The following is a 25,696-nucleotide window of genomic DNA, read 5'->3' as shown; positions in this document are numbered from 1 at the left end:
ATTCTAAGCGGATATAAGGATGAAACTTATACTTTCTTAGAATTCGAAAAAAAGCTTGCGATCGAACGTTAGCGGCTGTTGCCGCGGTTCAGCGCCGTTACACCGGTACGGGACAGCTCGCGAATACCATAGGGCGTCAGCAATTCAACCATTGCGTCGATTTTCTCGGTATCGCCAACAACCTGTACCATAACGGAATGAGTGCCGATGTCTACAACTGCTGCGCGGAATGTTTCGACTACGCCGAAAATTTCCGGACGCACCGCTGGCTCGGCGCTTACTTTAATAAGCGCCAGCTCGCGGGCAACAATAGGGTTCGAGCTAAGATGAATGACTTTGATTACATCAATAAGCTTATAAAGCTGCTTCGTAATCTGCTCAAGCGTCTGCTCATCGCCTGTTGTGACGATGACCATGCGGGACAGGCCAACCTCTTCGCTCGTCCCCACTGTGATGCTCTCAATATTGAAGCCGCGGCGGCCGAACAAACCGGACACACGCTGCAAAACGCCAGGCTGGTCGTTAACGATTACTGCGATTGTATGTTTCTTCATTCCGCATCCCCCATGATCATTTCGTCGATCGTGCTACCTTGTGCGACCATCGGGTATACATTTTCTTCTTTGCGAACGACAAACTCCACAACTGCAGGACCAGGGTGATTCATTGCCTCTTCCCATACTGCTTTTGCTTCTTCCTTGTTCGTCGCGCGGAAGCCTTTCACACCATATGCTTCCGCCAGCTTCACAAAGTCCGGGCTGCCCGAAAGGTCAATGTGGCTGTAGCGATTATCGTAAATCAGCTCCTGCCACTGGCGCACCATTCCTAGCACCTGATTGTTCAAAATAACAACCTTGACCGGAATGTTGTTGATTGCACAAATCGCCAGCTCCTGCGCACACATCTGCATGCCGCCATCGCCGTTGATTGAAATAACAAGGCGGTCAGGGTTCGCCATTTGAGCGCCGATTGCCGATGGGAAACCAAAGCCCATCGTTCCAAGTCCGCCAGAGGTTACCCACGAGCGCGGCTTGTTGAACTTGTAGAACTGCGCTGCCCACATTTGATGCTGGCCAACGTCTGTCGTTACAATGGCATCGCCATTCGTCGTCTCATGCAGCATTTCCACGACCCATTGCGGCTTCAGCTCATCTTCCGAATCCTTGTATCTGAACGGATATTGCGCTTTCGAAGCCAGCAGCTCCGCACGCCATGCATCTGCTTTATCTGCACGCTTGGCTTGCAAATTCGCAATTTGCAGCACCGTCTTCACATCGCCTACAATCGGAATGTCAGTTGGCACGTTTTTGCCGATTTCGGCAGGATCGATATCGATATGAATGATCTTCGCATGCGGTGCAAACCCAGACAGCTTGCCCGTTACTCGGTCATCAAACCGCGCGCCGATATTGATCAGCAAATCTGCCTTCTGAATCGATTTGTTCGCTGTATACGTGCCGTGCATACCCGGCATGCCGAGGAACAAGTCATCTCCGCTTGGGAATGCCCCAAGACCGAGCAGCGTTGTCGTAATCGGAATATCGGTTTTCTTCACGAATTCATGCAGCTCTTCATGCGCGCCGGAGTAAATAACGCCGCCGCCTGCAAGAATTAGCGGACGCTCCGCTTCCGTGATCGCTTTAATCATTTTGTCCACCTGCAGCTTGTTCGGCGATACAGTTGGGTTATATCCGCGAATGCTGACTTCCGTTACCGGCTTGAACAGCGTTTTGTTAGCGGAAATGTCTTTCGGTATATCAATTAGAACAGGTCCCTTGCGTCCTGTATTAGCAATATGGAATGCTTCATGAATCGTACGGGCCAAATCATTGACATCCCGTACCAGATAGCTGTGCTTCGTAATTGGCATTGTAATGCCTGTAATATCAGCTTCTTGGAACGCATCGGTTCCAATCAGGCTCGAGATGACATTACCGGTAATGACAACCAACGGAACCGAATCCATATAAGCGGTAGCAATGCCCGTTACCAGGTTTGTCGCACCAGGGCCGGAGGTTGCAATACAAACCCCTACTTTGCCGCTTGCGCGAGCATAACCATCGGCTGCGTGAATTGCGCCTTGCTCATGGCGGGTAAGCACGTGGTTGAAATCAGAGAAACCGTGCATCGCATCGTAAATGTACAACACTGCGCCACCCGGATACCCGAATACGCAATCGACGCCTTCCAGCACCAAGCTGCGAAGTAAAATTTCAGAACCCGTAATTACTTCTGGCTGCCTCAGCTTCTCCATTAATTCTTCTTTTGACTTCAGTGTTGCATTTTGCGTGACCATCGGTCATCCTCCTCTCGAAAACAACAAAAAAACCTTTCGCTCCTCCTGCTTCTAGAAGAAGCATCGAGGGACGAAAGGTTTAACTTCCGTGGTACCACCCAAATTCGTTACACATCTTGCGATGTATAACCTCCACAGGTAAGAACGTGTGCGCACTGACCGTCCATACCTTTAGCACTGTAACGCGTGCCCTGCGATTTTCCCTAATAACCACTTGACGTGCTTTTCAGGAAAACAGCTCCGAGGTGAGCTCGTAGAAAAGGGGTTTTGGCGATGGTTGCAGCTGATCCATCCGCTCTCTGAACAAAAGAGCCCTTAACACTTCGTCCTCATCATTGCTGATGACATATGTTTGAATAAGACTTTCTTTATTATAAGCTGACATCATTCGTTAGTCAAGAAGAAACCGCAACAGCATTTTAGCAAAAATAGGGCGCGCGGCAAAGCCCCGCTTCATATATTAGAATAGCCAGCATTCGGCAAACTCATGCAGTCAGGAATGATCCTAATGATACGAGAGCGCAACGCCCGTACCGACGATGAAGAAATCATCAGGCTCATCAAGTCAGAGCTTATGCCACTCTCATGGACGACTCATCAACATGATGCCACAGTTATACGCGAGCTGCCCCTGCGCCTTCGCCGCGGCGTAACCTATGTTGCGGCAGCAGGAAAAACAGCCACGCCCTATGGCTTTATTCATTTTGAAAAAGCCCACGACATTTTGATGTTCTCCATGCTTGCCGTACACCCCGAGCATCGCAACCGCCATTGCGGCACAAAGCTGATGGCAGCAGCCGAAGCCTATGGCTTGGCAGCTTCCTGTACGATGGGCCGCCTGTTCGTCGATCAAATCAACGACAAGGCCCGCCATTTTTATACGAAGCTCGGATATCAAGCGATTCGATATTATCCCGAGCTTCGCTGCTACGAAATGATTAAAGGGCTTAGTTGAGGCTGAAATCAGCAGCCCTATGCCGCTAAATACTTAGTAGTAGCCGCCGTAGTTGTAGCCTTGGTTCTGACAGCATTGGCCTCCGCCGTAGCCGCCACCATATCCGCCTCCGTAACCACCGCCATATCCTCCACCGTAGCCGCCTCCATAGCCGCCGCCGAAGCCAGCTCCGAAGAATGGAAGCGTACCGATTGCCAGCAAATCAAACAAAACTAGGGGCAGCAGCGCTTTTGTTTTGACCGACTTGCCCTTGTCCTTGCCAATTGGTGCAAGCGTCAGCTTGTTGCCCTGGATGCGAACGAGCTTGCCCGTGACGACAGAGCCGTCCTTGCGCACTGCATAGATGGATTTGCCCGCGAGCTTACGCGCCTGCTCTTTGGTAATGTTACCCATGCAAAATCCCTCCTTTCCCGTTGTGCTTTAGTTTATTCAGGAAAGAGGTAGCCGCCTGTTTGTTTGTCCTCTGCTGCCGGAATTGGACGCTAAAATGTACGCCACTCCAGTCGGAACCAGAAATGAAAAAAGTCATAGAAATCATAATGAGGCTGCCCCCTAAGGGACAGCCTCATCTATAACGCTTCAGTTACTAAGCGTTGATTTTTTGTTTAGCCACGCCAGCAAGGGAGTTGAACGAAGCAATATCGTTAACAGCCAAGTCAGCAAGGATTTTGCGGTTTACTTCAACGCCAGCAAGTTTCAAACCGTACATGAATTTGCTGTACGACAGTCCGTTGATACGAGCTGCTGCATTGATACGAACGATCCACAGTCTGCGGATGTCACGTTTTTTGTTGCGACGGTCGCGGTAAGCATACATTAAGGACTTGCCTACTTGCTCCTTCGCTGTTTTAAACAGGCGATGCTTCGAACCGAAATAACCTTTTGCCAGTTTCAAAATTCTTTTGCGACGACGAGTGCGGACAAATCCGCCTTTAACTCTTGCCATGAGTGTTGACCTCCTGAAAGTTTCTAATTAGTATTTATTGCAAAATGTGCTTATTTAAGATTGTTAAGACCTTGTTGCAGGCGTTTAACGTCGCCAGCAGCCATCAGTGGTTGACCAGCAAGAACGCGCTTCTGGCGTCCGGATTTGTGGGAAAGCAAGTGGTTTTTGTAAGCTTTATAACGCTTTACTTTACCAGTACCCGTAATTTTGAAACGGTCTTTCAGACTGCTGTGTGTTTTCATTTTAGGCATGTCAATTATCCTCCCTTAAATTAAGTGTTGCTTTTTGGTGCCAAAATCATAATCATGCTCCGGCCTTCCAGCTTAGGAGCGCGTTCTACGCTGCATATTTCGGCAACCTCTTGAGCGAGACGATCCAAGATCTTTTGACCAAGCGACGCGTGCGCAATTTCACGACCGCGGAACCGGACAGAAGCTTTAACTTTATCGCCTTCACCCAAAAACTTTACAACATTGCGGTATTTCGTTTGATAATCGTGCTCATCAATGTTTGCACGGAACCAAACTTCCTTAAGATCAACGATCTTTTGGTTTTTCCGGGCTTCTTTTTCTTTCTTTTGCTGCTCATAGCGGAATTTACCGTAATCCATAATCCGGCATACCGGCGGTTTAGCCGTCGGCGCTACGTTCACCAGATCCAGGTTTAAGTCTATGGCCATTTGCAAGGCATCACGAATGGGTTTAATACCGATTTGCTCGCCTTCCGCACCAACTAAACGTACTTCTCTGGCCCGGATTTCATCATTGATTTGATGTTCTCTGCTAATAACGTGCCACCTCCAAAAGAGTATACTTGCATAATAAAAGGGATACAGGCTCAATTGAACCCGCATCCCATAACCGTTGTTTGCTGCTATTCCCTACATCCCACAAGGAGACACAAAAGATAAGCTTAGTCGATTATCGCAAACCGGTCAGCGCGAGCCGAAAGGTGAGAAGCGGGTGCTTCTGCTTGTGCGTTACAGTATTTCATAAATTGTTTCCTAAACACTACCGACTTACTATATCACAACCGAAAGTTCAGTGTCAACACTTTTAAAATCAAAATGTGGGTAACCGCGCGCAGCAGACGAAATCATTGTTCAAGAGCAGCTAAAGCTGAAACAATGATCCGTCGGCGTCGCGGCAGCTTATTCACAAATTCATCTTTAAAGCTGCTTGCTCTGTACTTCCTCCAAGCGGATGACGCGAGTATGCTGCGTATGGCTCCACTTCTTGTTGTTTTGTGTAAAGAAGGCATGAACCGTAATTGGCCACCATGACAGGGTGAAAAGCAAAAACGTCGGAATGCGCAGGTACAGCTTCCAGTTGACTTTAGCCAAATGCATAGACAACGGAATTTGAATGAAAATGTAAAGCATATAAGGGATAGACACCCAAATCGGCAGCATATTGTACACGGATGTTACCCGTTCTCCTCCCGACAGGAAGATGTCGCCCCAAACGATAGCGGCTATACAGAAGCCCGCGAGATAATTGTAAGCATTAAAGACATACAGCGCAGCGTCGATCTTTGTCCAGCTGCGATCCTTGATGCCCTGCCACAACAGCGGTAGCATATGCTTGCGCGTTACATCAAAATGGCCTTGCATCCAGCGCAGGCGCTGGCGGGCAGAAGCCTGAAACGTAATCGGCTTTTCGTCGAATACTTTAGCTTCAAAGTTGAATTTCGGGTAAATGCCCCGCTTAATGCAGCGAACGGTAAATTCCAAATCCTCGACAAGGCTCGTAGCTCCCCAGCCCATTTCCTGCAGCAGCTTGGAATCGAACACCATGCCCGTACCGCCGAGGAAGTTCGCAAGCCCCAGGTTCGTACGTGGCAGCTGCCATAGACGGTTACAGAACCAATAGTTGATTGCATTCGCCGAGCTGACCCAAGAGTCATTCGGGTTTTTCGTATCCAGATAACCTTGTACAACCTGGAAGCCATTGCACAGATCATTGTTCATATATTGCAGGAAGTCCGTTGCCACGAGATTGTCAGCATCGAAAATCGCAACGCCATCATAGCTGCGCGGCATTTGCCACAGCTCTTTAAGCATCCATTCCACCGCGAAGCCTTTACCGCGTTGGTTCGGATTTTCTCTTACGCAGGCATATACGCCGTCATAGCTTTTTACAACATCGACTGTTCCGTCGGTGCAGTTGTCGCAGATGACGAAAATATCGTACAGCTCGCGCGGGTATTTCATTTTTTGCAAATTCTCGATTAAAGCTCCAACTACTTGCTCTTCGTTATGAGCGGCGATTAGCAAAGCGAAAGACTTTTGCGGCTTATGCGACAAATCCTCTTTTTTGCGATGCCATCCAAAAAACGTCAGAAACAATTGATACAGGCCAAGCACTGCAAATAAAATTTGCACAACAAACATAATCGAATTGAACATTTAGGTACTGCCCCCTTGAGACCCCTTTTTTTGATTTGCCAAATTGATTGGCGCAGCCGACCAAGCATGCGTTCATCGTTCAGGCGGTTATTTTATATCTCTCTTGTTTACGGGCGCTTTTCTGAAAGCGTCCCTGACCTTACTTGATTCTCCACACATTGCTTCCTTTTGTCAAAAGCTCAATTGAGCGTTTTCCAGCCGGAAAAGCGCTACCATGGTTAACCAATGACTGCATTACCTCCTTTTGCGGCGCGTCACCCTTATTTTCATCCATTTGCTGAATTTTTAGCACTTCTGTCCTTACTTACGATAAAAAACGCGAAAATGTTTCCGTTAAATTTATCTCATAATGTGACTGACTGGTGAACGCCCCTTTGCGGATTGCCGCTCGCATTCCGCGAGAAGCCCATCAAAAATTGCATCCCAAGACTTACGAAGACTGAACAATCTTGCGCTAATGCCCAAACTTCTTCTGCATTCCTCATGCTCGTGCAGAAGCGCAAGTGCAGCAGCAAAGCTTGCCGGGCTTCCCGCCTCGCATAACACTCCGTTTAGTCCGTGGGAGACGGAATCAAGCACGCCGCCCTTGTTCGCACAAAGGACAGGTGTGCCGCATGCCATCGCCTCAAGCACAACATTGCCGAACGTTTCCGTCGCCGACGGAAAGAGGAAAAGATCAGCAGCAGCGTACCACCTCTGCAGCTCCTCTGACGTTTGAAAGCCAAGGAAGGTTGCAGCTACGCCGCTTCTTGCGCATTGCTGCTGCAGCGCCTCTGACGAAGGACCGTCACCAGCCAGCACCAGCTTAACCTGTGCATTTGTTTGTTTTTGGAATAAGGAGAAAGCCTCAATTGCTGTTTCGACATCTTTCTCTGGAGCAAGCCTTCCTGCATAAAAAACGACAAAACATTCATGTTTTATGCCATGCTGCGCCAGCAATTGCTCCCGGTTAACCCCGGGATGAAACAAGCTTGTGTCTATACCCCGGCTCCACACCGAAAGCCGCTCCGCACCCCATCCTTTCCTAGTCAAGTCCTGCAGTGTAGATGTGGAAGGCACAAATATCTTTTTACAGTCGTGATGAAACCATTCCATATACCTACTTAACATCTTTACCATCCATTGCAAATTATAAAACGGCAAATATTGATCAAAATTGGTGTGATACGATGCGATCAGTGGAATTTGATGCTTGCGGGCATAATGAATGCCACATAAGCCAAGGTTGAATGGGGTAGCTACATGGATGAGGGTGGGATTAAATTCATGCAGGGCATGGCGGAGATGCAGCGGATTCGGCAGCGCCAGACGGCACTCGGGGTATAGAAAAAACGGCAGGCTGGCAAAACGTTCTACAGAGCTTGCCTGCATAGCAGCCTTGGAGTCAAATATCGAGCGCTCCGGCGCCAGCACCAGACACTCCACCCCCCTGCGCTGCAAATAGGCTTTCCAGCGGCCAAGAGAACGGGCAACGCCATTTCGTTCCGGCTCATAGGTATCGGTAAAAAGCGCGAGTCTCATTCATACGCCTCCTTCGCCTTTACTCTTGAATGCTATCGGCTATTATTGTAAGGAAGGTATGTTATCGGGTAATCAACACAGTATGAACGGAACATTAATCTGGATTTTTACAAATTGTATGCGTACAGGGGCTCAAAACATGGTACTATCTTTAGAGTGGAAAACCGCCACACTTATACAGGAGGATTTGAATGAAACAATTGTTAGGATGGCTGAGAGTGCGCGAGCAGCAGCTCATTGTCTGGGCGAACAGCCGGCGTGGACATAAGCGCCTGCACCGCTGGCTTGGAAAATGGCTCAGCGTCATTACACATATGGGTGGTGCGACGTTTACCCTGACCAGTTCTCTGCTATTTGCTTTGATCGCTCCATCACCATGGAACGCAACAGGCTGGCAATGCTTCATAACCGTCGTCATTAGCCATTTCCCCGTTTTTGTGGTCAAACGCTGGTTCAAAAGGCTGCGCCCGTATCAAGCGCTGGAGGGGTTGACCACCAGTCGCAAGCCGCTTGTCGATTCGTCATTCCCATCTGGACATACGACAGCGATATTCGCCTGGCTCATCCCAATTGTGCTTACGAGCGGCGTCCTGCTGGTTATTACCGTCCCAATTGCTGCGGTTATAGGCGTTTCGGTAGGCTGGTCGAGGATGTACTTGGGGCTGCATTATCCTTCCGACGTTATTGTCGGCGCATTTATAGGCACGGTCACGGCATTCGCCGTACAATACAGCTGGGTTACTACCATGTAACCTAGCTGTATTTGGCTTTTGCCCGTTTTTTTACTGCGGGGATCGTTGATTAATGGTTTGAAAGGCTAGTCTTCTGTTTCTTCGTCCTGATCGCTTTGCTCCGCTTCACGCTGGGCATTCGCCAGCTTGTTTTCGCGGAATTTCGCCAGCGCCGCTGAGCCGATTACAGCTTCCAGACGGTAGATCGGCTGGCCCTTGTCCATAAATTTCATCTCATATTCAGTAAATACAAGCTCCTCGCGCGGCTCATCCTTATGCAAATGCAAGGAAATGTTCCGAAGCTGAAGCTCCATCTCCGTAAAGCTGTTCAATGAGAACTCAAACAGCGACATCGAATCGGTCTTAAAATGAATTTCTCCGCGCTCGTTCAGCAATTGACCATACTTCGCCAGAAAACGCGGATGCGTCAGCCTGCGGCGGGCATGCTTCGCTTTTGGCCAAGGATCGCTGAAATTCAGATGAATGCGCTCAAGCTCGCCCGGCTCAAACATCGTCTCGATCTGCTCGATATTCGCGCGCAGCAGCGCCAAATTAGGCGGATGGCTAACTCCCTGCTCTGCCCAAATCGCATGTGCCTTCTCGCCTGCACGGCGAATCAGCTCATCATACATATCTACGCCAATAAAATTAATATGCGGATTGCGCGCGCTCATATGGCTGATGAAACGGCCCTTGCCCATGCCAAGCTCCACATAAATCGGGTTATCATTGCCGAAAAAATCGCGCCATTTCCCTTTAAGCGGGGCAGCATCCAAAACAACAAGCTCAGGCTGTGCCTCCAGGCTTTCACGAATTCCTTTTCTTCCTCTTAATCGCATTGTATTTGAATCCTCCATTTAATTGCGGGCGCGCCCGAATTGTGGGCAACTCCCGCATATAAGCTAGTCCTTATTGTGCCTAAGATCGCCCTTCTTGTAAAGCCGATAGCCAAAAAAAAGAACCGCAGGGTGGCCGCCCCCGCGGTTCTTCTACTAATTATAGAGCAGCTCAGATCAGCAAGCGATAATCAATCGGAGCACTGGATTTATCGATTTCATAAGTTTCTTCCAGCGCTTCATTCAACTTCTTGCGCGCAGATACTTCAACATGATGATTATTGTGGAATCTGACACCGCTCAGCGCCATCAGCTCTTTAACTGTCAATTCTACCGTTACTTTCTCATCGCCATGTGGAATTCTAGTTTGCTGGCTCATTAGACATCACCTCATCGTTTAATATAACTCATTATTTCCAGACAAACGACATTGTATGACAATCGCTACGAATTAGCTATGTTAGGTTTTTTTGTTGCCATTTCACACTTTTAATATAACAGATCATGTAAGGTATAGCAAGCCTATTTTCTGTTTTCTCAAAAATAATTTCCAGTTTTCCGCATAGTGGAAACGTTTACATTCAACCTATAATCGGGCGTGGCTTTCCGCCTGTTTTTTCGTTAAAATAGAGGGAGCGAATAAATGGCGGTCAAAAAGAATCTGCACTGCGTGAAAGGTTTGGCTTATGAAGCGGCTTTCCTGCGGAAAGCTTAAGTATATGCTTCTCCGATTCAAACCTTTCACTCCGCTCCGATTTTTTCACCACCCTTTTTATAAGAGAAGGAGAACGGAATGAATTCATTAAAAGCAACAGCATTAGAATCAGCCAATGAACCCCAGCTATGGGGCGATAAAAGATTTCATACATGGAACTACGAGATGCGCGAGCAATTCGGGGGCAAAGTGTTCAAGGTCATGCTAGATGCCGGATTTACTTGCCCGAACCGCGATGGATCCATTGCCAAGGGCGGCTGCACCTTCTGCAGCGCGCGCGGATCAGGCGACTTTGCCGGGAGCCGGCGGGATGATCTCATTACCCAGTTCAACAACATTCGCGACCGCCAGCATCAAAAATGGCCCGATGCCCAGTATATCGGCTACTTTCAGGCCTATACGAACACTTACGCACCCGTAGAGGAGCTTCGCGAATATTACGAAGTGATTTTACAGCAGCCCGGCGTTGTCGGCCTGTCGATTGCAACCCGCCCCGACTGTCTGCCGGACGATGTCGTCGATTATTTGGCAGAGCTCAATGAGCGCACCTACCTCTGGATCGAAATGGGACTTCAGACGGTGCATGAATCGACCTCAGAGCTGATTAACCGGGCGCATGATACCGCCTGCTATGTTGACGCGGTAAAACGCTTGCGTGCGCGCGGCATCCGCGTCTGCGCCCATATTATTTATGGACTGCCGCAGGAAACGCATGAAATGATGCTGGACACCGGACGCGCAGTTGCCGCCATGGATGTACAGGGCATCAAAATCCATCTGCTCCATCTCATGCGCAAGACGCCAATGGTTCGCCAATATGAGGCTGGACTGCTGCGCTTTCTGGAGAAGGACGAATACGTCAAGCTCATTGGCGACACGCTGGAGTTTTTGCCGCCAGAGATGATCGTCCATCGCCTCACTGGAGATGCGCCGCGCGACCTGCTCATCGGCCCAATGTGGAGCCTCAAGAAATGGGAAGTGCTCAATGCAATTGATGATGAGCTGCGTAAGCGTGGCACTTGGCAAGGAAAGCTGTGGGTGAACAGCTAGCATGGGATTTTTATCGGTTCTCAGCATGGCGCATCGCTGGATGGCCGAACGGGCACAGCCCGGTGATGCCGTCATCGATGCCACGTCAGGCGGCGGCGTTGACACGCTAGCCCTCGCCCGTCTCGTCGGCGAACGCGGCAGCGTATTTGCCTTCGACATCCAGCAGGCGGCGCTCGACCGGACGCGGGAGCGGCTGGATGCAATACGTGCAAGCGGCAAGGAAAAGCTCGCGGAGACGCAGCTTTTGCTCCAAAGCCACGAGCATATGGCGGATGGCCTGCCAACCGCACTTCATGGCAATATTGCCGGAGTGATGTTTAATCTCGGCTTTTTGCCTGGAGGCGATGAGTCGCTTATTACGCAGCCATCGACTACAATTGCCGCGCTGGAAGCAGCGCTTGCTCTGCTTCGTCCTGGCGGCATCATTACATGCGTCGTCTATCCCGGTCATCCGGGCGGCGCGGAGGAAGCGGCTGCCGTACAGCAATGGGTTGAAGCACTGCCTGATGAGGCTGCCTCCACTATGCTGTACCGTCAGCTTCATAAGAAAGCTGCACCATATTTGCTTGGCGTAGAGAAAAAAGCCAAATGAAAAGCTTAAACTACTTAACTTAGGGAGAGATACTGTAATGACTAAACCATATCCACTGCAATTTCAACCAGAGATGAAGGAACGTATTTGGGGAGGCCGTGCGCTTGAGCAGTTTGGGCTTACGCTGCCGGAAGGCTCGATTGGCGAAGGCTGGATGATCGGCGACCATCCGAATGGCACGACGAAGGTTATTAATGGCGAGCTTGCTGGCAAAGGCCTCGACGAAATTCGCGAAGCTTATGGCCGCGAGTGGTTCGGCACGAAAGGCTTCTCCGAAAAAAATGGCCGCTTCCCGCTTCTCATCAAGCTGCTCGATTGCAATGATGACCTGTCGATTCAGGTTCACCCGACCGACACGTACGAAGGATTGCCTGAAGGCGAGCTTGGCAAAACCGAAATGTGGTACATCCTTGATGCCAAGCCAGGCGCAACGATTATTTACGGCTTGAAGGACGGCGTAGACCGCGGCGCTATGGAAGCTGCAATTGCTGAAGGACGCATTATGGATACGCTGCAAGAGGTTCCCGTTCAAGCAGGCGACGCCTTTTACATACCGGCAGGAACCGTCCATGCGCTGTGCGCTGGCGTAGTCGTTGCCGAAATTCAGCAAAACTCCGATACGACTTACCGCCTGTATGATTATGACCGTCTTGGTCTTGATGGCGAGCTGCGCGATCTGCATATCGAGGACTCGCTGAACGTCATTGCTTATGACGGCGCTGGAGCAAGCCGCATGACTACCGAAGGCGTTGCTGATGGCCAGTGGCTGACCATTGCCTCATCTCCTTATTTTATTGTGGAAAAAGGAATCATCCGCTCCGCAGCAGCTTATGAAACGCCTGCTACAAGCTTCGTCATCCTGATCGTTGCCGAAGGCAGCGGCAAGCTGAAATGGGCAGATGGCGAGCTCGCACTCGCTGCAGGCCAAGCTTACTTGCTTCCAGCAAGCCTTGGCGGCTATGAGCTGGACGGCAGCCTGACCGTCATTCGCAGCGTTGTTCCTGCGTAAGGATTTTTTCAGGGGCAAGGACATAAAGGAATAGACAACAGGGATGCGAGCAAATCGCGTCCCTGTTTTATTTGTATAGGGCATATCGGAGCATGCGTTCACATTCCTTGATCATGTATAATTTATAGGGAGACTCGCTTTACATATAAGAGAGGTGTTACCTATTCACTTAGGAGAAAATAATCATAAGTACGCTGAACTGCATGCCTTTATAAAACATGGCGGATTTATCGAAATACCCGAAAACGGACATTTAACCTTTCATGAGCTGCTAATTGCCTGCCAGGCAAGCGTAAGAAGCGGGCAAAGTACAGTATTGGATTTTGAATTTCGCCACTTCGACTTATCCCTAATCTATGTTCATGACCAATATTATGGCTCGCTTATCGACTTTAAGAGGCTGGCCCGAATCAAGAACTCTCATAAAATAGCAAACATATGCGACATTCATTTTTGGCATGATTTTGAGCGTTATGCGGCCCAGCATCGTTTAGCTATCCACACATGCACACAAACAAAAAACAGCAGAAAAGCCATACTCGACAACGGATTGCGCCTCATTTTTCACTATTCCAAAGCCCATGATGATTTCCTTATAAGCGAACTAACAAGTCGGTTTGGGAACAAACGAATGATTAATTCTACGCTCTCGCCCTCCTCTTATATGGAGATGGAGAGTATCGATTTTTCGATCGAAGATTATTTGAAGCACAAAGGTTTTTTCAACCTTCCCGCCCATAAAAACAGCGGCTTCCATGATTTATTGATGAAATGCAGCAGCAAGGAAAGCCACAGCGCCATAACCGGCACCATTTTAGGATTTGAGTTTAAAAACTGGCTTTTGGAAATTTTTTATGATGACAGTCTGGCATTGATCGGGGAAAATCTTAAATTTATTAACCGCAGCTCACGCATCAGCAAAGAGGAAATAATAAAGGAATATGAGATTCATTTTTGGGAAAGCTTTAAGCTTTATGCCCCGCAAAATGGCCTGCAGATCATCGAAATTTGCAAGGACCACGATATGATCATTGCCTTTTTAAATACGGGAGCTAATTTGCATTTTCAGTATCAGGAGGAATTTGGCGACTACTTGATTAGCGTGATCGAAGGGGACGGAACCCCATTCCGCGAGTCCTATAGACGAATTTACAACCACTAGATGAGCGATCGGAGGCATTTAACATGTACGAGCTAAAAACGAAGGAAACCGACAACAGCGTCATCGCATTTATTGAAGAAGTCGAAAATATTAAAAAACGGGAAGACGCATATAAGCTGCTCGACCTTTTCACCGAAACTACAGGGCTTCCCGCAAAAATGTGGGGGCCCAGCATTATCGGCTTCGGGTCGTATCATTACCAATATGAATCAGGGCATGCCGGGGATGCACCTCTAGTTGGCTTTTCCCCAAGAAAAGCCAAGATCAGCCTGTATTTTGCCACAGGCGACACGCATCGAGAGGTACTGCTGCTACAGCTCGGAAAACATACAGCGGGCAAGGCATGCGTCTACATCAATAAAGTGGCCGACATAGATACGGACGTCTTAAAGGCGTTGATCCACCAGTCCATCCAGTTTCTTAAAGAGACGTATCCGAATTTTTAGAAATAGCGAATCGCCATTACCAGGTGCGAGTTTTGTTGATTTCGATCTTTTTCGAAAAAGCCTGCTCCAAATCTATATCCAGCTTATTGGCAAGGTCGCAAATATTCCACACAATATCGTACATTTCCAGGCCCAAACGGTCTTTGATTTCTTCCTTCTTCTCATGGTCGGGGTGGTAGGAAAGATGCAGCAGCTCTTTTACCGTCTCCCCCACCTCTGTAACTAAATAAAGCGCCCTTTGCTCAATCGTTGATTCGTCAAACCCATGAGCAGTGCTGAATTCCTTCACATGCTTTTGCATTTCAGATAATTGCATGACTGTACCTGCCTTCGTTGTCTAAAATTATTTTTTAACCGGGAAGCCGTTAATTTCAAGATGGGCTTTGAACAAATCTTGAACGGATGGCAGCTGCTCCTTGGAAGGCCACTGCTCATGCGACCATAATCCGGCCTGCTTAAACGCCCGTGGGCAGTGGATGAAGCATTCCTCGACTTCAACGACAACGGCAAGGCCGCTCGTCTTGCCATTCCAATCCATGCTGCTGATAAATGCAACATTACGCGTAATGCTCGCACGTCCATTCACCCGCATCACTTCATCAAGCCCCGGAATAATAAAAATCATGCCGATTTGCGGATTTTCAATCACATTCAGCAAGGAGTCCATTCTTCTATTGCCCGGACGATCCGGGAATGCGATTTGCTTCTCATTAAGCACCTTAACAAAGCCGGCCTCATCCCCGCGCGGGGAAACATCGCCTACACCAGCCGCATTCGAGGTCGCTAGAAAAAAGAGCGGCGACATCGACAAGTAATTGGCGGCATGCGAATCGATAATGGAAATCGTTTTTTTCACGACAGCTTCGGAAGGCTCGGTCATCATGCTTCTCAGCTCTTCCGCGGTCGTCACTTTATCTTCCTGCCACAATAAATGGGTCATGCAGGTCTACCTCCTCGTTTTTGATTGCTTTGCTATATAGCATGCATACCCTAGTCAATCGTTCAACTTAATCGGCTTGCTTATTCGCCGCTTGGCCCGATAGCCGCTCCGTTGTATCCGTCTCCAGCCCGGCCAGACGTTTTGTGAAAGTCGCCCTCCAGCTGCTGGACAGCTCTGGCGCGGCAAGCAGCCGCTCCATGCCCTCCTGATTCGTTTTCTCCACATGCATAATTTGATTCGCGTAAGAAATCGACAACGCTGCCGGATGCTTGCTTATGCATATTAAAGAGTCCGAAGGCGAAACGACACCTTCCTTGAGCACTCGAAAATAATACCCGGTATAGCCGGTCTGCTGCACCTGCAGCGGAAGCTCGGGCAAGCCGTATTTGACGGACAGCTTGAAGCAGGGCTGACGAGGCTGGCTTACCTGCACAATTGCCGTCCCAAGCTGGAAAGTATCGCCAATATGGATATTCTCCTCAACGATGCCCTGCGTCGTAAGATTTTCGCCAAAGGCGCCGAAGTTCATCGGCAAGCCCTGCGTCTCCCAATAGGCATAATGCTCAAAAGGATACACGCACACCGCCTTATCCTCCCCGCCATGATGGACCAAATCCGCTTGGCCGTCTCCCTCGAAGCAGACGGCAGTAAGCTTAACAGCATCCTGGACAGGATGCTTATGAATGCCCGTTAAAACCTCTTTCTTCAAATAGGGTACCTGCTGAGGCATCCCAATATTGATCGATTTAATTGAACCCGCTACCACTATGCTTCCCTCCTGTCTGCTGATCAGACGCCGCCCTTTCGACCATCCAGCCAGCCTTCATTCCACCTGTAGCCATCGATATCTATCGCTTTATCATATAAAATGCATAATCCAGTCCTTCTATTATGGACGGTTCAGCACATAATTTCCAGCAAAAATACGCAAGTGCCGAAGCTCCAATCGGCTTATTCCATTAATGGAATGGCCGGCGATGCTTGGCTCCACCAGCTCGGGATACGCAGCAGCAAGCACTGCGGAAGAGGCATTCAACTCATTAATTGTACTCTATCCATACACCTCGGATGCGCCTACATGATTGTATGACCCTACACTTAATGTCTATAAGAATAACGATAATCATCACAAGGAGGCGGCTTCCGCTGCCAGATGGCTACTGGACACGGAAGCAGCCTCCTTGTGTTTCTGCTGTTTATGCCGGACTTGCTGCCGAGCTACATAATTTGCTCACCGAAAACAGAACCGATCAGCTCGACTGCTGTATGAGCTGTTTTGTTGCGGTAATCGAGTACCGGATTCACCTCAACAAACTCCGCGGATACAAGCCGCTTCGATTCGGCCAGCATCTCCATCGCAAGATGGCTTTCCCGATAGCTGACTCCGCCGATAATTGGCGTACCGACACCCGGGGCATCATTCGGGTCAAGACCGTCCAAATCGAAGCTCAAATGGACGCCATCTGCTGCCGCAAGCCGCTCAAGCGTTTCCTCCATTACCTGGTCCATGCCTCGCCGATCAATATCATGCATCGTATAGACGCGGACGCCAAGCTTGCGCAGCAAAGCCTTCTCGCCCGGATCAATCGAGCGGGCCCCGATAATGACGACATCCTCCGGGCGGATCGGCTCGCGTTTGCCACCACCGCCTCCTACTCCAAGCAGGCGCCGGCTGCCATAGCCGAGACTAACCGCCAGCGACATGCCGTGAATATTGCCCGACGGCGTAGTATCCGCTGTGTTGGCATCACAATGCGCATCGAACCATAACACGCCAAGGCGCGGAATATGGCGCTGCACCCCTTTTATCGTGCCAATGGCAATGCTGTGGTCGCCGCCCAAAATAAGCGGAAACCGCCCTTTCCCCAGCTCCTCGGCCGTTTTGTCCGCCAGCTTGCTATTGACTCTAACGAGCTCATCTACATATTTCAGCTTCTCGCCTGGTTCGGGACGCGATGCAGGGCGGCGCACAGCCACATCGCCCAAATCATGCACCATATAGCCGAGCTGCTCCAGCTTCTGCTCAATACCCGCGCAGCGAATGGCACTTGGGCCCATATCGACGCCGCGGCGGTCTGCCCCCAGATCAATCGGGACACCGATAATTGAAATATCCGTTTGGCTAATCGGCAGCATAAGCCATCCTCCTTTACCTGCTGGGCTTGATTATCACCTGCTTCAGCTATTTACAGCTGCTCCGAAATCAGCTTAAGCTGTGTAAATTGCAGCAAATAATCCGGCCCCCCGGCTTTGGAATCCGTTCCCGACATATTGAAGCCGCCGAAAGGATGGACACCGACGATGGCTCCTGTACATTTTCGATTAAAATAAAGATTGCCGACATGGAACTGCTCGCGCGCCAGCTCCAGCTTAACGCGGTTCGTCGAAAATACCGCACCTGTGAGTCCATATTCCGTGTTGTTGGCAATCTCAAGCGCCTCTTCATAAGATGAAGCTTTGCAGAAGCCGAGCACCGGGCCAAAAACCTCCTCCTGCATCAGTACAGCATCAGGCTTGAGATCAGCAATAATCGTAGGCTGAATGAAATAGCCATCGCCTTCCGCCTTTTGCCCTCCGGTCACAAGCCTCCCTTCCTTGCTGCCCGTTTCGATATATTCGCAAATTTTGCGGTACGCATTCGAATCAATGACTGGCCCTGTATAGTTGCTAAAGTCCACCGTATTGCCGACGGTCAGCGCCTCCGTCAGCTCGGTGCAGCGTTTTAATACCGCGTCATAGACAGCCTCGTGGACGATGGCCCGGGAGCAGGCAGAGCATTTTTGCCCGGAAAAGCTGAATGCCGAAGCGACAATCGCCTGCGCCGCTGCTTCCAGATCCGCTTCGCTATCAACAACGATGGCATCTTTGCCGCCCAGCTCGCCGACAAACCGTTTTAGCCAAACTTGGCCCGGCGATGTTTTGGCAGACAGCTCGAATATTCGCAGTCCGACTTCCCGAGAACCCGTGAAGGAAATGAAGCGCGTCAGCGGATGCGTCACGAGCAAATCGCCAATTTCCGCGCCGCTCCCAGGTAAAAACTGGACGACGCCAGCCGGCATGCCCGCCTGCTCCAGCACCTCGACGAACTTGTACGCGATCACAGGCGTTGTGCTTGCCGGCTTCAGCACTACCGTGTTGCCCGCCACTACCGCCGCCGTCGTCATGCCCGCCATAATCGCCAGCGGAAAGTTCCACGGCGGAATGACGACACCGACGCCAAGCGGAATATATTGCAGATCGTTATCTTCGCCGCGCCGAACGACCAGCTTTTTCGCTGCCGTTTCACTCATCTCCAGCATTTGCCGCGCATAATATTCGAGAAAATCAATCGCTTCCGCCGTATCAGCATCTGCTTCCCCGCGCGTCTTGCCCGCCTCAATCATGAGCCAGGCGTTAAACTCATGCTTGCGGCGGCGCAAAATTGCTGCTGCCTTAAACAGCAATCTCGCCCGATGCGCCACAGGCACCTTGGACCACGACTTAAACGTCTCATAGGCGCTTGCGATCGCCTGCTCTGCTTGCTCTGCATTTGCCTTCGATACCCGCCCCACGACCTCGCTCGTGCTGGAAGGATTGATGGAGCTTTGCATTTCCTCTGTCATGACCCTGCTGCCGCCGATAATAAGCGGATAAACATGGCCCAGCTGCTGCTGCACTTGGCTAATGGCTGCTGCAAGCGCCTCGCTGTTCGCCTCGATCGTAAAATCGGTAAATGGCTCCGGTACATAAGTAATCATAGGAAAGCTCCACCCTTCTCCTCTTAAAATAGATGATTTGGATAAGTCGGGTCACATCGCTTGAAAAACATCCGCTATACGCTGAGCCGCCCATGCCAGCTCGTCTTCGGAAATGATCAGCGGCGGCGCAAGCCGGATTACCTTTTCATGCGTTTCCTTGCATAGCAGGCCGGCTTCCTTTAGCTTCTCACAGTAGGGCCGCGCCGCTCCTTTCAGCTCGATCGCAATAAAAAGCCCCCTGCCGCGCACCTCCACAATGTCGTGATGCTTGATTTCGCGCAGCTTGGTAAGCAGCCGCTCGCCCAGTGTCAGCGATCTTTCCGCGAGGCGCTCATCCTCGGTTACACGGAGCGCTGCGACTGCTACGGCGCTCGCCAGCGGATTGCCGCCAAAAGTTGAGCCATGCGAGCCCGGCTCAAACACGCCCAAAATGCTGCTGTCCGCCGCTACCGCTGACACAGGCAGCACGCCGCCGCCAAGCGCTTTGCCCATAATGTAAACATCCGGCGTGACCGCTTCCCAATCACAGGCGAAGCGCTTGCCCGTACGGCCAAACCCCGTCTGAATCTCGTCTGCCATCAGCAGCACCTGATGCTGATGGCACAAAGCGGCAGCCTGGCGCAAATAACCTTCCGGCGGAATAATGATGCCAGCTTCCCCTTGAATCGGCTCGACGAGAAACGCAGCCGTATTCGGGGTAATGGCCGCTTCCAGCGCCGCAATATCGCCATAGGGAATAATGGTGAAGCCCGGTGTAAACGGGCCAAAGTCTTCCCGATACGAAAGCTCGGAAGAGAAAGACGTAACGGTCAGCGTCCGACCGTGAAAATTGCCGGCGCACACAATAATGTCCGCTTGGCCCGACGGAATGCCCTTTACCCGGTAGCCATATCTGCGGGCCGCCTTCACCGCCGTCTCTACCGCTTCCACACCGGTATTCATCGGCAGCAGCATATTTTTGCCCGTTAAATCTGTCAGCAGCGCAAGCAATTCCCCAAACGGCTCATTATAAAAAGCTCGCGACGTCAGCGTGACCAGATCCGCTTGGTTCTTCAAAGCTTCTATAATTCGCGGATGCCGATGCCCTTGATTGAGCGCCGAATACCCGCTGAGCATATCCATGTAACGCTTTCCATCCGGGTCCTCGACCCACACGCCTTCCGCCTTGGCGATTACAATCGGCAGCGGATGATAGTTATGCGCGCCAAGCCGCTCGGTCTGCTCAATCGTATTAGCCTGCTCCTTCATGACCATCCCTCTTTCCAGCCTGATGGCTATTTCTTTCTCAGCTCAGCCTATCGTTTGAACATGGATTTGAGCACAAAAGAGACATTTTCCGGCCGTTCGGCCAGCCGCCGCATAAAGTAGCCATACCAATCTGTTCCGTACGGCACATAGACCCGCACCTTGTAGCCCTCTTCAACGAGCTGCTGCTGGAGCGCTGTGCGAATGCCGTACAGCATTTGAAATTCAAACCGCGTCATCGGTATTGCCTGCTCCTTGACATAACCCTTTACCCATTCAATAATCGCATCATCATGGGTTGCGACAGCGGCATAATGGCCGTTTTCCAGCTGTTTTTTAATGAGATGGATAAAATTGTGATCTACATCCGCTTTGTCAGGGAAAGCGACCTCTGGCGGCTCTTTGTAGGCGCCTTTTACCAATCGGTAGTTCGGCTTCAAAATGCTCAGCCGCTCCATATCCGCTTCGGTTTTGAATAAATAAGCCTGCAGGACAATGCCGATATGATGGCCGAACTCTGCGCGCAGCTGCTCATACATTTGGATCGACGGCTCATTGCGGGCGTAATCCTCCATATCGATGCGCACGAAGCTATCCAGCCGTTTCGCCTCCGATACGATCATTCGCATATGGCTAAGGCATAGCGGATAAGAAATATCCAGCCCGAGCTGCGTCAGCTTCACGGAAACGTTGGCGGCGGCCCCGGCGCTCGCAATAGCTTGCAGCCCTTTCACAACCTCTTCGGCGGATTCCTTCGCTTCCTGCTCGCTTCGGGTAAATTCGCCAAGATGGTCAAGCGTCACGACGAGGCCGCTCTCGTTAAGCGCGGCTACCTTCTTCATCGCTGCGGCAAGCGTCTCTCCCGCTACGAAGCGTTCTGCGCCAAGGCGAAGCCCAAAGCGCTGCGCCATCCGATTGGCTAATCGGTTTTTGGACAAATACAACAGCATGTCACGCATGACCGCCATGCGTTCCCCTCCTTCTAGGCAATGTCCTGCCGCTTCTTTCTTGAATGGCAGCAGGCTCCGACTGTGGCATAGGCGAAATGTGCTTATGAAATAAGGTATGAATGCAGACAGGCAATAAATCCATCATTAAAACAAAAGCTTGATGAACGTCCTTGTTTTTCCGTTATTCGAAAAATCTTTCCGGATATAATAAAAAACTCGGAGCTGTGCCGAGCATAACGAAGCTTATTGGTGTGTATTGAAAATGTTGTATTAGACTGGATTGAAAATAGAAACAGCGGTAGCCTTGATTCGCTTCTGCTGCCAGAGGTAGAGTATAGTAGGAGTAGTTTAAAATATATTACAGGAGGCTACGCTCATGTCACAGGAGATTTGGATTAACCTGCCGGTCAAAGATGTTGAGAGGTCAACTACCTTTTTCAATGAGATTGGATTCCATGCGGCGAGCGTTGGTAACGAGAGAGCCAAGCTTGCCATAGGCCAAACAACGATTTTGCTGTTCCCGGATGCGGCGTTTGAGAAATTTACAGGTTCAAAAAAAGCAGATACTTCCCAAAGCGCAGAAGTCATATTTTCCATTGGCGCTAAAAGCAGAGACGAAGTAGATGCCTTTATTCAAAAAGTAGAGTTAGCTGGAGGAAGCATCTTTAGCAAGCCTAGTGAAAATGACGGCTGGATGTACGGCGCAGCATTTGCCGACCTGGACGGCCACCGCTGGAACCTGCTGTACATGGATGAAAGCAAAATGCCAAAAAGCTAATAGGGAAACGCCGGTCACCTGCTTAAGGTCACCGGCGTTTTTTTGCACCGCATATAGACCGACTTCCGATCACTGCGGCGAGTCTAATGTAGTGTAGTGCTTATAAAAATTCAGTGGGCCCATCACCGTAAACTGGAAGTTCCTTAGTTTCCAATTTACAAGGCAATGGGCTATTTATGTTCTATACTAAGGCAGTGTACGATACGTCGTTTATAAGACATCGTCATCAGCTAACTCATCCGCTTGGCGTTCGTAATCTTCTAAATTAGCTGGGATCTTTAATCTTACTTTATCGCCATCAAGGATTACTCCCATTTTGCTCGCGTGTTTGAACGGATCATACGGTTCGTTGTTTTTAAGGCATGAGTATAAAACTTGGGCTATCTTACCGCATACATGACCTATTGCTTTTCTCTTCGCCATCCCTCGATCAACTAATCGTTTATAGTAAACACGAAAACTATTTTCACTTATTTTTGGAGATATTAACAGTAAAGTCATTAAGAATAGAACTCTACGAGTATCTCTAACACCCTCGTATGTCTGCCTACTTTTAAAAACAGATGTGCCCGAGATTTTATTCTCAGCGGCTACACCAAGGTATTTTTTAAGCTCTAAATATGTTGAGAAGCGTTCAATATCACCAATAGCGCCGATAAATGTACAGGCCATAGATTCACTCATGATAGGGAATGACATAAGTATTTTTGTATAAGGATGCGGTTTGTATCCTTTTTCTTTATCACCATAAAGCAGGGAGGAAATCTGTTTATCCATGCTTTTTATCGCTTCATCTATACGCAAAGCTTCTTCAATTAGCCACGTTTGCCGTTCAGCTAGGTGTGGAATGTTCAAGGCTAATGTGTTGGGTAACAATTCCGCCAAGGTCGTAGAGGCTTTCGTAGCAGTAGTTTTTGCACCAATAGTTATTAGAGTTTGCCTAAGTTCATCCTGAGTTACCTTGGCCATTTCCTGCGATGTAGGATACTTCAGAGCCAATTTGAGGACACTTAACGCCCCGGTTTTTTTAAAAGCTCGTTTAAGTTCAGGATTGGTTACAGAAAATAATTGCTGGACTTGATTCTTACGTCTCGTTAATTGAGTAGTAAGTAACCAGCGATCCCTAGTTAATGTGCGGTACAAAACCTGCTCTGCACTTGCAGGACGAACAATTCGCACCGAACGCATATCAGGATGAAGGGTTTTGTGCCATCCCATATAGGCCATGATTCTAGCATTAATTTCATCGGATTTTTCATTAAGTCCTAGCTGGCGTTCACGAAAATCTTTTACAGCTTTATTTTCAACCTGATATATAGAATAGCCTCGATCTAATAAAACTCGAACTACAAGATATGAATAATGTCCACCAGTTGGCTCCAGTAATATAAAGAAATCCTGGGGTTTATACCCGAATTGTGCCTGAATATCTTCTAAAGCATGGATAAACTTTGTAATTCCTTGGCTATCCGAGTTGAACTTCATTGTTTTACTGCGTTTCCATTCCTTCTCACTGCGGAACTTTTCAAAAGGAATTCAAGCAGCAACATGGAAATCCGAACCGATATCAATTCCAACATAGAAGGGATAGAAGGCTCTAGAGTTTTCTTGACCTTCATTAATGCTCATATCCGTAAGCATAAAATTATCCAACTTATGATCACCTATTCGAATCATTTGCACCAGATTAACCAAGTTTTCTTAAGAGCTCCGTAATGGGCCCAATGTAGCATGTCAGGTTTTAGATTCGGTGCTATACCCAAAATAAACTGAGAGGTCGAGAATCCGCCTCAATAACTTTAAAGGGCTTCTGTTAAGTTCTTTCGACATAAGGAAACAATTTCCTTATTTCTCTGTTAAGTTCTTTGTTAATCTACGCAAAAAAACCTGTCATTTCGACAGGTTGAATAATCATCAAATGTGCAGCGCCAAAAACTTGGAGCGCCTCATTTCTGTTAAAGAAGTCCAGGAGGATGTCCTGCCGGCTCCAAACCTATTCTGGGCGGTTGTTCCCTGAGAGGTCACTGCACAATTATATATACGCCTATTAGGGGGCTAATTCCTTCTAAATATCGTACCAGTTACCACAAATACTTTATAGAAGTCTTTCTAAGCTCCACATTAGACTCAGAGGTTAACTGGTACTAATATATTTTAGCATGTTGCTCAAAAGTAATAAAAGCCAATATATTGTACTAACGTATCCGTTAGCGGAATGACATTTCTTAATCAGCGAGAGCACGTTTTATGATCGCTTTTGCTTCAGCAACCAACTTTTCATCTTTATAATCAATTGCCTGCATCATGATCAAAATGGGAATGTATATGGCTATTAATCGAGCTAATATCTTCGTTTCTTCATCGACATCCCCATATTCTTTGAAAAAGTCTGAACGTGCATCCGGAGGCAAAAAGCTATACGCGACATTCAAGTCGCAAGCAGGATGTCCGATATTGATATCGCCCCAGTCGATAATCCCTGAAACTATTCCATTCTCGTCTACCAGCATATTTTTAAAATGAAGGTCTCCATGGAGGAATACGTTTTTGGGGTTCACTTTTTCAGTCCCAAGCTGTTCCAAATAGTTCGATAATTCACGATACTCTTCTTCACTAAAATGAAGGGCAAGGTTGGAAATGAATCTATGCAACTTTTCTTTACGCATTGCAATATCAATCAAATTTCTGTGGTCATGTTGAACTCCATTTTCTTGGGCAATTTGCACAGGGAATGCATGTAAGCTTTTTAAAAATTGCGCGAGCGTTGTTGCTGATAACGCACGTTGCTTGTCAGTTAATCCGATTGGAAACTTTCCTGATAAATAGGGGTAGCCTAGGAAAGGCGCAGGATAATTATAATCCCCTTCCCCAAAAAATAGCGGTATCGAATATGCAATGGAACAATAATCTTTAAGCTTAGGTAGTACCTTTCCTTCCATCCTTAAACTATTAATTGCAACTTCTCTTCTTGGAAAGCGAAATACATATTCGGCCCCAACAAGAAAAACAGTATTATCCCAGCCGTATCCTAGTTTTTGTACGCTTTGTGAAGCTAACTGTGGAAACTGACTGCTTATTAATTTATGAGCTAATTCTTCTGATACTTCCCATTCCGCATCCCATTGATTCGTACTTCCCATACCCATTTATCGACTCCCTCACGAAAATAGAAAATAGGCTCGACTAGCCTGTTCCATTTACAACATCATATCATTAATTTGTTCTTCTGTTCGAGAACAACCTTACCGTCTGTTCCTCTATCCTTCCCGTTAGGATTCCTGTAGAGCGTTAATTTTGCGTTTTGCATAAAAACGAGCGCCTCCAGTAAGATGGGGTAGTCACGGGTCATAGCCCTTTAGCCATCATAAGGAGGTCGCTCT

27 protein-coding genes and 1 pseudogene are annotated in these 25,696 nt (G+C 48.9%); 8 read left to right on the top strand and 20 right to left on the bottom strand.

The genetic code is table 11. The features are described from left to right. Nucleotides 1-68 precede the first annotated feature (68 nt). Together ilvN and ilvB are read right to left on the bottom strand one after the other, a co-directional pair. A complete protein-coding gene (ilvN, locus tag AC6B99_RS32330) occupies nt 69-554 on the bottom strand; it encodes an acetolactate synthase small subunit (protein ID WP_056043157.1) in 486 nt (161 codons plus the stop codon). Beyond that, nucleotides 551-2,296 carry a biosynthetic-type acetolactate synthase large subunit gene (gene ilvB / locus AC6B99_RS32325; protein ID WP_496665084.1) on the bottom strand — a complete coding sequence of 582 codons (1,746 nt, stop codon included), beginning with the start codon at nt 2,294-2,296 and terminating at the stop codon, nt 551-553. The genes ilvN and ilvB overlap by 4 nt, the downstream gene beginning before the upstream one ends. A gap of 508 nt (nt 2,297-2,804) precedes the next feature. Here ilvB and AC6B99_RS32320 point away from each other — a divergent pair. Beyond that, complete coding sequence (locus tag AC6B99_RS32320; RefSeq protein WP_056043150.1) at nt 2,805-3,251, top strand: GNAT family N-acetyltransferase; 447 nt, start codon at nt 2,805-2,807, stop codon at nt 3,249-3,251. Between the two features lie 33 nt (nt 3,252-3,284). Here AC6B99_RS32320 and AC6B99_RS32315 read toward each other — a convergent pair whose 3' ends face one another. The 6 genes from AC6B99_RS32315 to AC6B99_RS32290 form a co-directional block, all read right to left on the bottom strand. After that, complete coding sequence (locus tag AC6B99_RS32315; RefSeq protein ID WP_056043147.1) at nt 3,285-3,644, bottom strand: hypothetical protein; 360 nt, start codon at nt 3,642-3,644, stop codon at nt 3,285-3,287. A gap of 193 nt (nt 3,645-3,837) precedes the next feature. Next, nucleotides 3,838-4,197 (bottom strand): 50S ribosomal protein L20, encoded by a 360-nt coding sequence (gene rplT, locus AC6B99_RS32310; RefSeq protein ID WP_046232964.1) that lies wholly within the window; start codon nt 4,195-4,197, stop codon nt 3,838-3,840. A 50-nt stretch (nt 4,198-4,247) separates the two neighbouring features. Beyond that, the gene (rpmI, locus tag AC6B99_RS32305; protein WP_046232963.1) at nt 4,248-4,448 is read right to left on the bottom strand and encodes a 50S ribosomal protein L35; all 201 of its coding nucleotides are present in this window, start codon (nt 4,446-4,448) and stop codon (nt 4,248-4,250) included. A 20-nt stretch (nt 4,449-4,468) separates the two neighbouring features. Further along, complete coding sequence (gene infC / locus AC6B99_RS32300; protein WP_081419163.1) at nt 4,469-5,050, bottom strand: translation initiation factor IF-3; 582 nt, start codon at nt 5,048-5,050, stop codon at nt 4,469-4,471. 315 nt (nt 5,051-5,365) lie between these two features. Beyond that, entirely contained in the window at nt 5,366-6,604 is a 1,239-nt protein-coding gene (locus tag AC6B99_RS32295; RefSeq protein WP_056043145.1) for a glycosyltransferase family 2 protein, read from the bottom strand. 339 nt (nt 6,605-6,943) lie between these two features. Then, nucleotides 6,944-8,125 (bottom strand): glycosyltransferase family 4 protein, encoded by a 1,182-nt coding sequence (locus tag AC6B99_RS32290; RefSeq protein ID WP_496665083.1) that lies wholly within the window; start codon nt 8,123-8,125, stop codon nt 6,944-6,946. A 191-nt stretch (nt 8,126-8,316) separates the two neighbouring features. Here AC6B99_RS32290 and AC6B99_RS32285 point away from each other — a divergent pair, with 191 nt between their 5' ends. Further along, complete coding sequence (locus AC6B99_RS32285) at nt 8,317-8,877, top strand: phosphatase PAP2 family protein (RefSeq protein ID WP_494857646.1); 561 nt, start codon at nt 8,317-8,319, stop codon at nt 8,875-8,877. A 65-nt stretch (nt 8,878-8,942) separates the two neighbouring features. Here AC6B99_RS32285 and trmB read toward each other — a convergent pair whose 3' ends face one another. Both trmB and AC6B99_RS32275 read right to left on the bottom strand, forming a co-directional pair. Beyond that, nucleotides 8,943-9,695: a tRNA (guanosine(46)-N7)-methyltransferase TrmB gene (gene trmB, locus AC6B99_RS32280; RefSeq protein WP_056043137.1), complete on the bottom strand. Its 753-nt coding sequence runs from the start codon at nt 9,693-9,695 to the stop codon at nt 8,943-8,945. A 169-nt stretch (nt 9,696-9,864) separates the two neighbouring features. Next, nucleotides 9,865-10,071, bottom strand: a complete 207-nt coding sequence (locus AC6B99_RS32275; RefSeq protein WP_056043134.1) for a hypothetical protein — start codon at nt 10,069-10,071, stop codon at nt 9,865-9,867. Nucleotides 10,072-10,485: 414 nt separating this feature from the next. Here AC6B99_RS32275 and mnmL point away from each other — a divergent pair, with 414 nt between their 5' ends. The 5 genes from mnmL (at nt 10,486) to AC6B99_RS32250 (ending at nt 14,666) form a co-directional block, all read left to right on the top strand. Next, entirely contained in the window at nt 10,486-11,457 is a 972-nt protein-coding gene (gene mnmL / locus AC6B99_RS32270) for a tRNA modification radical SAM protein MnmL/YtqA (RefSeq protein WP_056043131.1), read from the top strand. A gap of 1 nt (nt 11,458) precedes the next feature. Further along, nucleotides 11,459-12,049 (top strand): tRNA 5-(aminomethyl)-2-thiouridylate-methyltransferase MnmM, encoded by a 591-nt coding sequence (gene mnmM / locus AC6B99_RS32265; protein WP_056043128.1) that lies wholly within the window; start codon nt 11,459-11,461, stop codon nt 12,047-12,049. A gap of 37 nt (nt 12,050-12,086) precedes the next feature. Continuing rightward, complete coding sequence (locus AC6B99_RS32260) at nt 12,087-13,058, top strand: type I phosphomannose isomerase catalytic subunit (protein ID WP_430158667.1); 972 nt, start codon at nt 12,087-12,089, stop codon at nt 13,056-13,058. Nucleotides 13,059-13,689: 631 nt separating this feature from the next. Continuing rightward, nucleotides 13,690-14,220, top strand: a complete 531-nt coding sequence (locus AC6B99_RS32255) for a hypothetical protein (RefSeq protein ID WP_496665082.1) — start codon at nt 13,690-13,692, stop codon at nt 14,218-14,220. Nucleotides 14,221-14,243: 23 nt separating this feature from the next. Then, on the top strand, nt 14,244-14,666 hold the full coding sequence (locus tag AC6B99_RS32250; protein WP_496665081.1) for a DUF1801 domain-containing protein: 423 nt from the start codon (nt 14,244-14,246) through the stop codon (nt 14,664-14,666). A gap of 16 nt (nt 14,667-14,682) precedes the next feature. Here AC6B99_RS32250 and AC6B99_RS32245 read toward each other — a convergent pair whose 3' ends face one another. The 8 genes from AC6B99_RS32245 to AC6B99_RS32210 form a co-directional block, all read right to left on the bottom strand. After that, nucleotides 14,683-14,982, bottom strand: a complete 300-nt coding sequence (locus AC6B99_RS32245; protein ID WP_430158676.1) for a MazG nucleotide pyrophosphohydrolase domain-containing protein — start codon at nt 14,980-14,982, stop codon at nt 14,683-14,685. A 27-nt stretch (nt 14,983-15,009) separates the two neighbouring features. Further along, nucleotides 15,010-15,606 carry an MSMEG_1061 family FMN-dependent PPOX-type flavoprotein gene (locus tag AC6B99_RS32240; RefSeq protein ID WP_496665080.1) on the bottom strand — a complete coding sequence of 199 codons (597 nt, stop codon included), beginning with the start codon at nt 15,604-15,606 and terminating at the stop codon, nt 15,010-15,012. A 67-nt stretch (nt 15,607-15,673) separates the two neighbouring features. After that, nucleotides 15,674-16,372: an MOSC domain-containing protein gene (locus AC6B99_RS32235; protein ID WP_235533341.1), complete on the bottom strand. Its 699-nt coding sequence runs from the start codon at nt 16,370-16,372 to the stop codon at nt 15,674-15,676. 123 nt (nt 16,373-16,495) lie between these two features. Further along, nucleotides 16,496-16,642 carry a hypothetical protein gene (locus AC6B99_RS32230; protein ID WP_155973632.1) on the bottom strand — a complete coding sequence of 49 codons (147 nt, stop codon included), beginning with the start codon at nt 16,640-16,642 and terminating at the stop codon, nt 16,496-16,498. Nucleotides 16,643-16,824: 182 nt separating this feature from the next. Next, nucleotides 16,825-17,742 carry an arginase gene (rocF, locus tag AC6B99_RS32225; protein ID WP_496665079.1) on the bottom strand — a complete coding sequence of 306 codons (918 nt, stop codon included), beginning with the start codon at nt 17,740-17,742 and terminating at the stop codon, nt 16,825-16,827. Nucleotides 17,743-17,792: 50 nt separating this feature from the next. Further along, nucleotides 17,793-19,343 carry an L-glutamate gamma-semialdehyde dehydrogenase gene (gene pruA, locus AC6B99_RS32220; RefSeq protein ID WP_496665078.1) on the bottom strand — a complete coding sequence of 517 codons (1,551 nt, stop codon included), beginning with the start codon at nt 19,341-19,343 and terminating at the stop codon, nt 17,793-17,795. 51 nt (nt 19,344-19,394) lie between these two features. Then, entirely contained in the window at nt 19,395-20,591 is a 1,197-nt protein-coding gene (locus AC6B99_RS32215; protein ID WP_056043107.1) for an ornithine--oxo-acid transaminase, read from the bottom strand. A 47-nt stretch (nt 20,592-20,638) separates the two neighbouring features. Next, a complete protein-coding gene (locus AC6B99_RS32210; protein WP_056043105.1) occupies nt 20,639-21,556 on the bottom strand; it encodes a proline dehydrogenase family protein in 918 nt (305 codons plus the stop codon). A 358-nt stretch (nt 21,557-21,914) separates the two neighbouring features. Here AC6B99_RS32210 and AC6B99_RS32205 point away from each other — a divergent pair, with 358 nt between their 5' ends. Then, a complete protein-coding gene (locus AC6B99_RS32205) occupies nt 21,915-22,316 on the top strand; it encodes a VOC family protein (RefSeq protein WP_056043101.1) in 402 nt (133 codons plus the stop codon). 210 nt (nt 22,317-22,526) lie between these two features. Here the strand turns inward: AC6B99_RS32205 and AC6B99_RS32200 are convergent. Then, nucleotides 22,527-23,984, bottom strand: a pseudogene (locus AC6B99_RS32200) (IS110 family transposase). Nucleotides 23,985-24,541: 557 nt separating this feature from the next. Beyond that, nucleotides 24,542-25,456 (bottom strand): phosphotransferase, encoded by a 915-nt coding sequence (locus AC6B99_RS32195; protein WP_430164622.1) that lies wholly within the window; start codon nt 25,454-25,456, stop codon nt 24,542-24,544. Nucleotides 25,457-25,696: the final 240 nt, after the last annotated feature.

The sequence above is a fragment of the Paenibacillus liaoningensis genome, from assembly GCF_059609455.1.
Note: the sequence above shows the minus strand (reverse complement) of the source record. Positions and strands in the feature narration are given on the sequence as shown.

Bases quoted from the DNA above. Each gene is read 5' to 3' on its own strand.
- ilvN (WP_056043157.1), bottom strand. From the start codon at position 554: ATGAAGAAACATACAATCGCAGTAATCGTTAACGACCAGCCTGGCGTT.
- ilvB (WP_496665084.1), bottom strand. From the start codon at position 2,296: ATGGTCACGCAAAATGCAACACTGAAGTCAAAAGAAGAATTAATGGAG.
- AC6B99_RS32320 (WP_056043150.1), top strand. From the start codon at position 2,805: ATGATACGAGAGCGCAACGCCCGTACCGACGATGAAGAAATCATCAGG.
- AC6B99_RS32315 (WP_056043147.1), bottom strand. From the start codon at position 3,644: ATGGGTAACATTACCAAAGAGCAGGCGCGTAAGCTCGCGGGCAAATCC.
- rplT (WP_046232964.1), bottom strand. From the start codon at position 4,197: ATGGCAAGAGTTAAAGGCGGATTTGTCCGCACTCGTCGTCGCAAAAGA.
- rpmI (WP_046232963.1), bottom strand. From the start codon at position 4,448: ATGCCTAAAATGAAAACACACAGCAGTCTGAAAGACCGTTTCAAAATT.
- infC (WP_081419163.1), bottom strand. From the start codon at position 5,050: ATGCGGGTTCAATTGAGCCTGTATCCCTTTTATTATGCAAGTATACTC.
- AC6B99_RS32295 (WP_056043145.1), bottom strand. From the start codon at position 6,604: ATGTTCAATTCGATTATGTTTGTTGTGCAAATTTTATTTGCAGTGCTT.
- AC6B99_RS32290 (WP_496665083.1), bottom strand. From the start codon at position 8,125: ATGAGACTCGCGCTTTTTACCGATACCTATGAGCCGGAACGAAATGGC.
- AC6B99_RS32285 (WP_494857646.1), top strand. From the start codon at position 8,317: ATGAAACAATTGTTAGGATGGCTGAGAGTGCGCGAGCAGCAGCTCATT.
- trmB (WP_056043137.1), bottom strand. From the start codon at position 9,695: ATGCGATTAAGAGGAAGAAAAGGAATTCGTGAAAGCCTGGAGGCACAG.
- AC6B99_RS32275 (WP_056043134.1), bottom strand. From the start codon at position 10,071: ATGAGCCAGCAAACTAGAATTCCACATGGCGATGAGAAAGTAACGGTA.
- mnmL (WP_056043131.1), top strand. From the start codon at position 10,486: ATGAATTCATTAAAAGCAACAGCATTAGAATCAGCCAATGAACCCCAG.
- mnmM (WP_056043128.1), top strand. From the start codon at position 11,459: ATGGGATTTTTATCGGTTCTCAGCATGGCGCATCGCTGGATGGCCGAA.
- AC6B99_RS32260 (WP_430158667.1), top strand. From the start codon at position 12,087: ATGACTAAACCATATCCACTGCAATTTCAACCAGAGATGAAGGAACGT.
- AC6B99_RS32255 (WP_496665082.1), top strand. From the start codon at position 13,690: ATGATTAATTCTACGCTCTCGCCCTCCTCTTATATGGAGATGGAGAGT.
- AC6B99_RS32250 (WP_496665081.1), top strand. From the start codon at position 14,244: ATGTACGAGCTAAAAACGAAGGAAACCGACAACAGCGTCATCGCATTT.
- AC6B99_RS32245 (WP_430158676.1), bottom strand. From the start codon at position 14,982: ATGCAATTATCTGAAATGCAAAAGCATGTGAAGGAATTCAGCACTGCT.
- AC6B99_RS32240 (WP_496665080.1), bottom strand. From the start codon at position 15,606: ATGACCCATTTATTGTGGCAGGAAGATAAAGTGACGACCGCGGAAGAG.
- rocF (WP_496665079.1), bottom strand. From the start codon at position 17,742: ATGCTGCCGATTAGCCAAACGGATATTTCAATTATCGGTGTCCCGATT.
- pruA (WP_496665078.1), bottom strand. From the start codon at position 19,343: ATGATTACTTATGTACCGGAGCCATTTACCGATTTTACGATCGAGGCG.
- AC6B99_RS32215 (WP_056043107.1), bottom strand. From the start codon at position 20,591: ATGAAGGAGCAGGCTAATACGATTGAGCAGACCGAGCGGCTTGGCGCG.
- AC6B99_RS32210 (WP_056043105.1), bottom strand. From the start codon at position 21,556: ATGGCGGTCATGCGTGACATGCTGTTGTATTTGTCCAAAAACCGATTA.
- AC6B99_RS32205 (WP_056043101.1), top strand. From the start codon at position 21,915: ATGTCACAGGAGATTTGGATTAACCTGCCGGTCAAAGATGTTGAGAGG.
- AC6B99_RS32195 (WP_430164622.1), bottom strand. From the start codon at position 25,456: ATGGGAAGTACGAATCAATGGGATGCGGAATGGGAAGTATCAGAAGAA.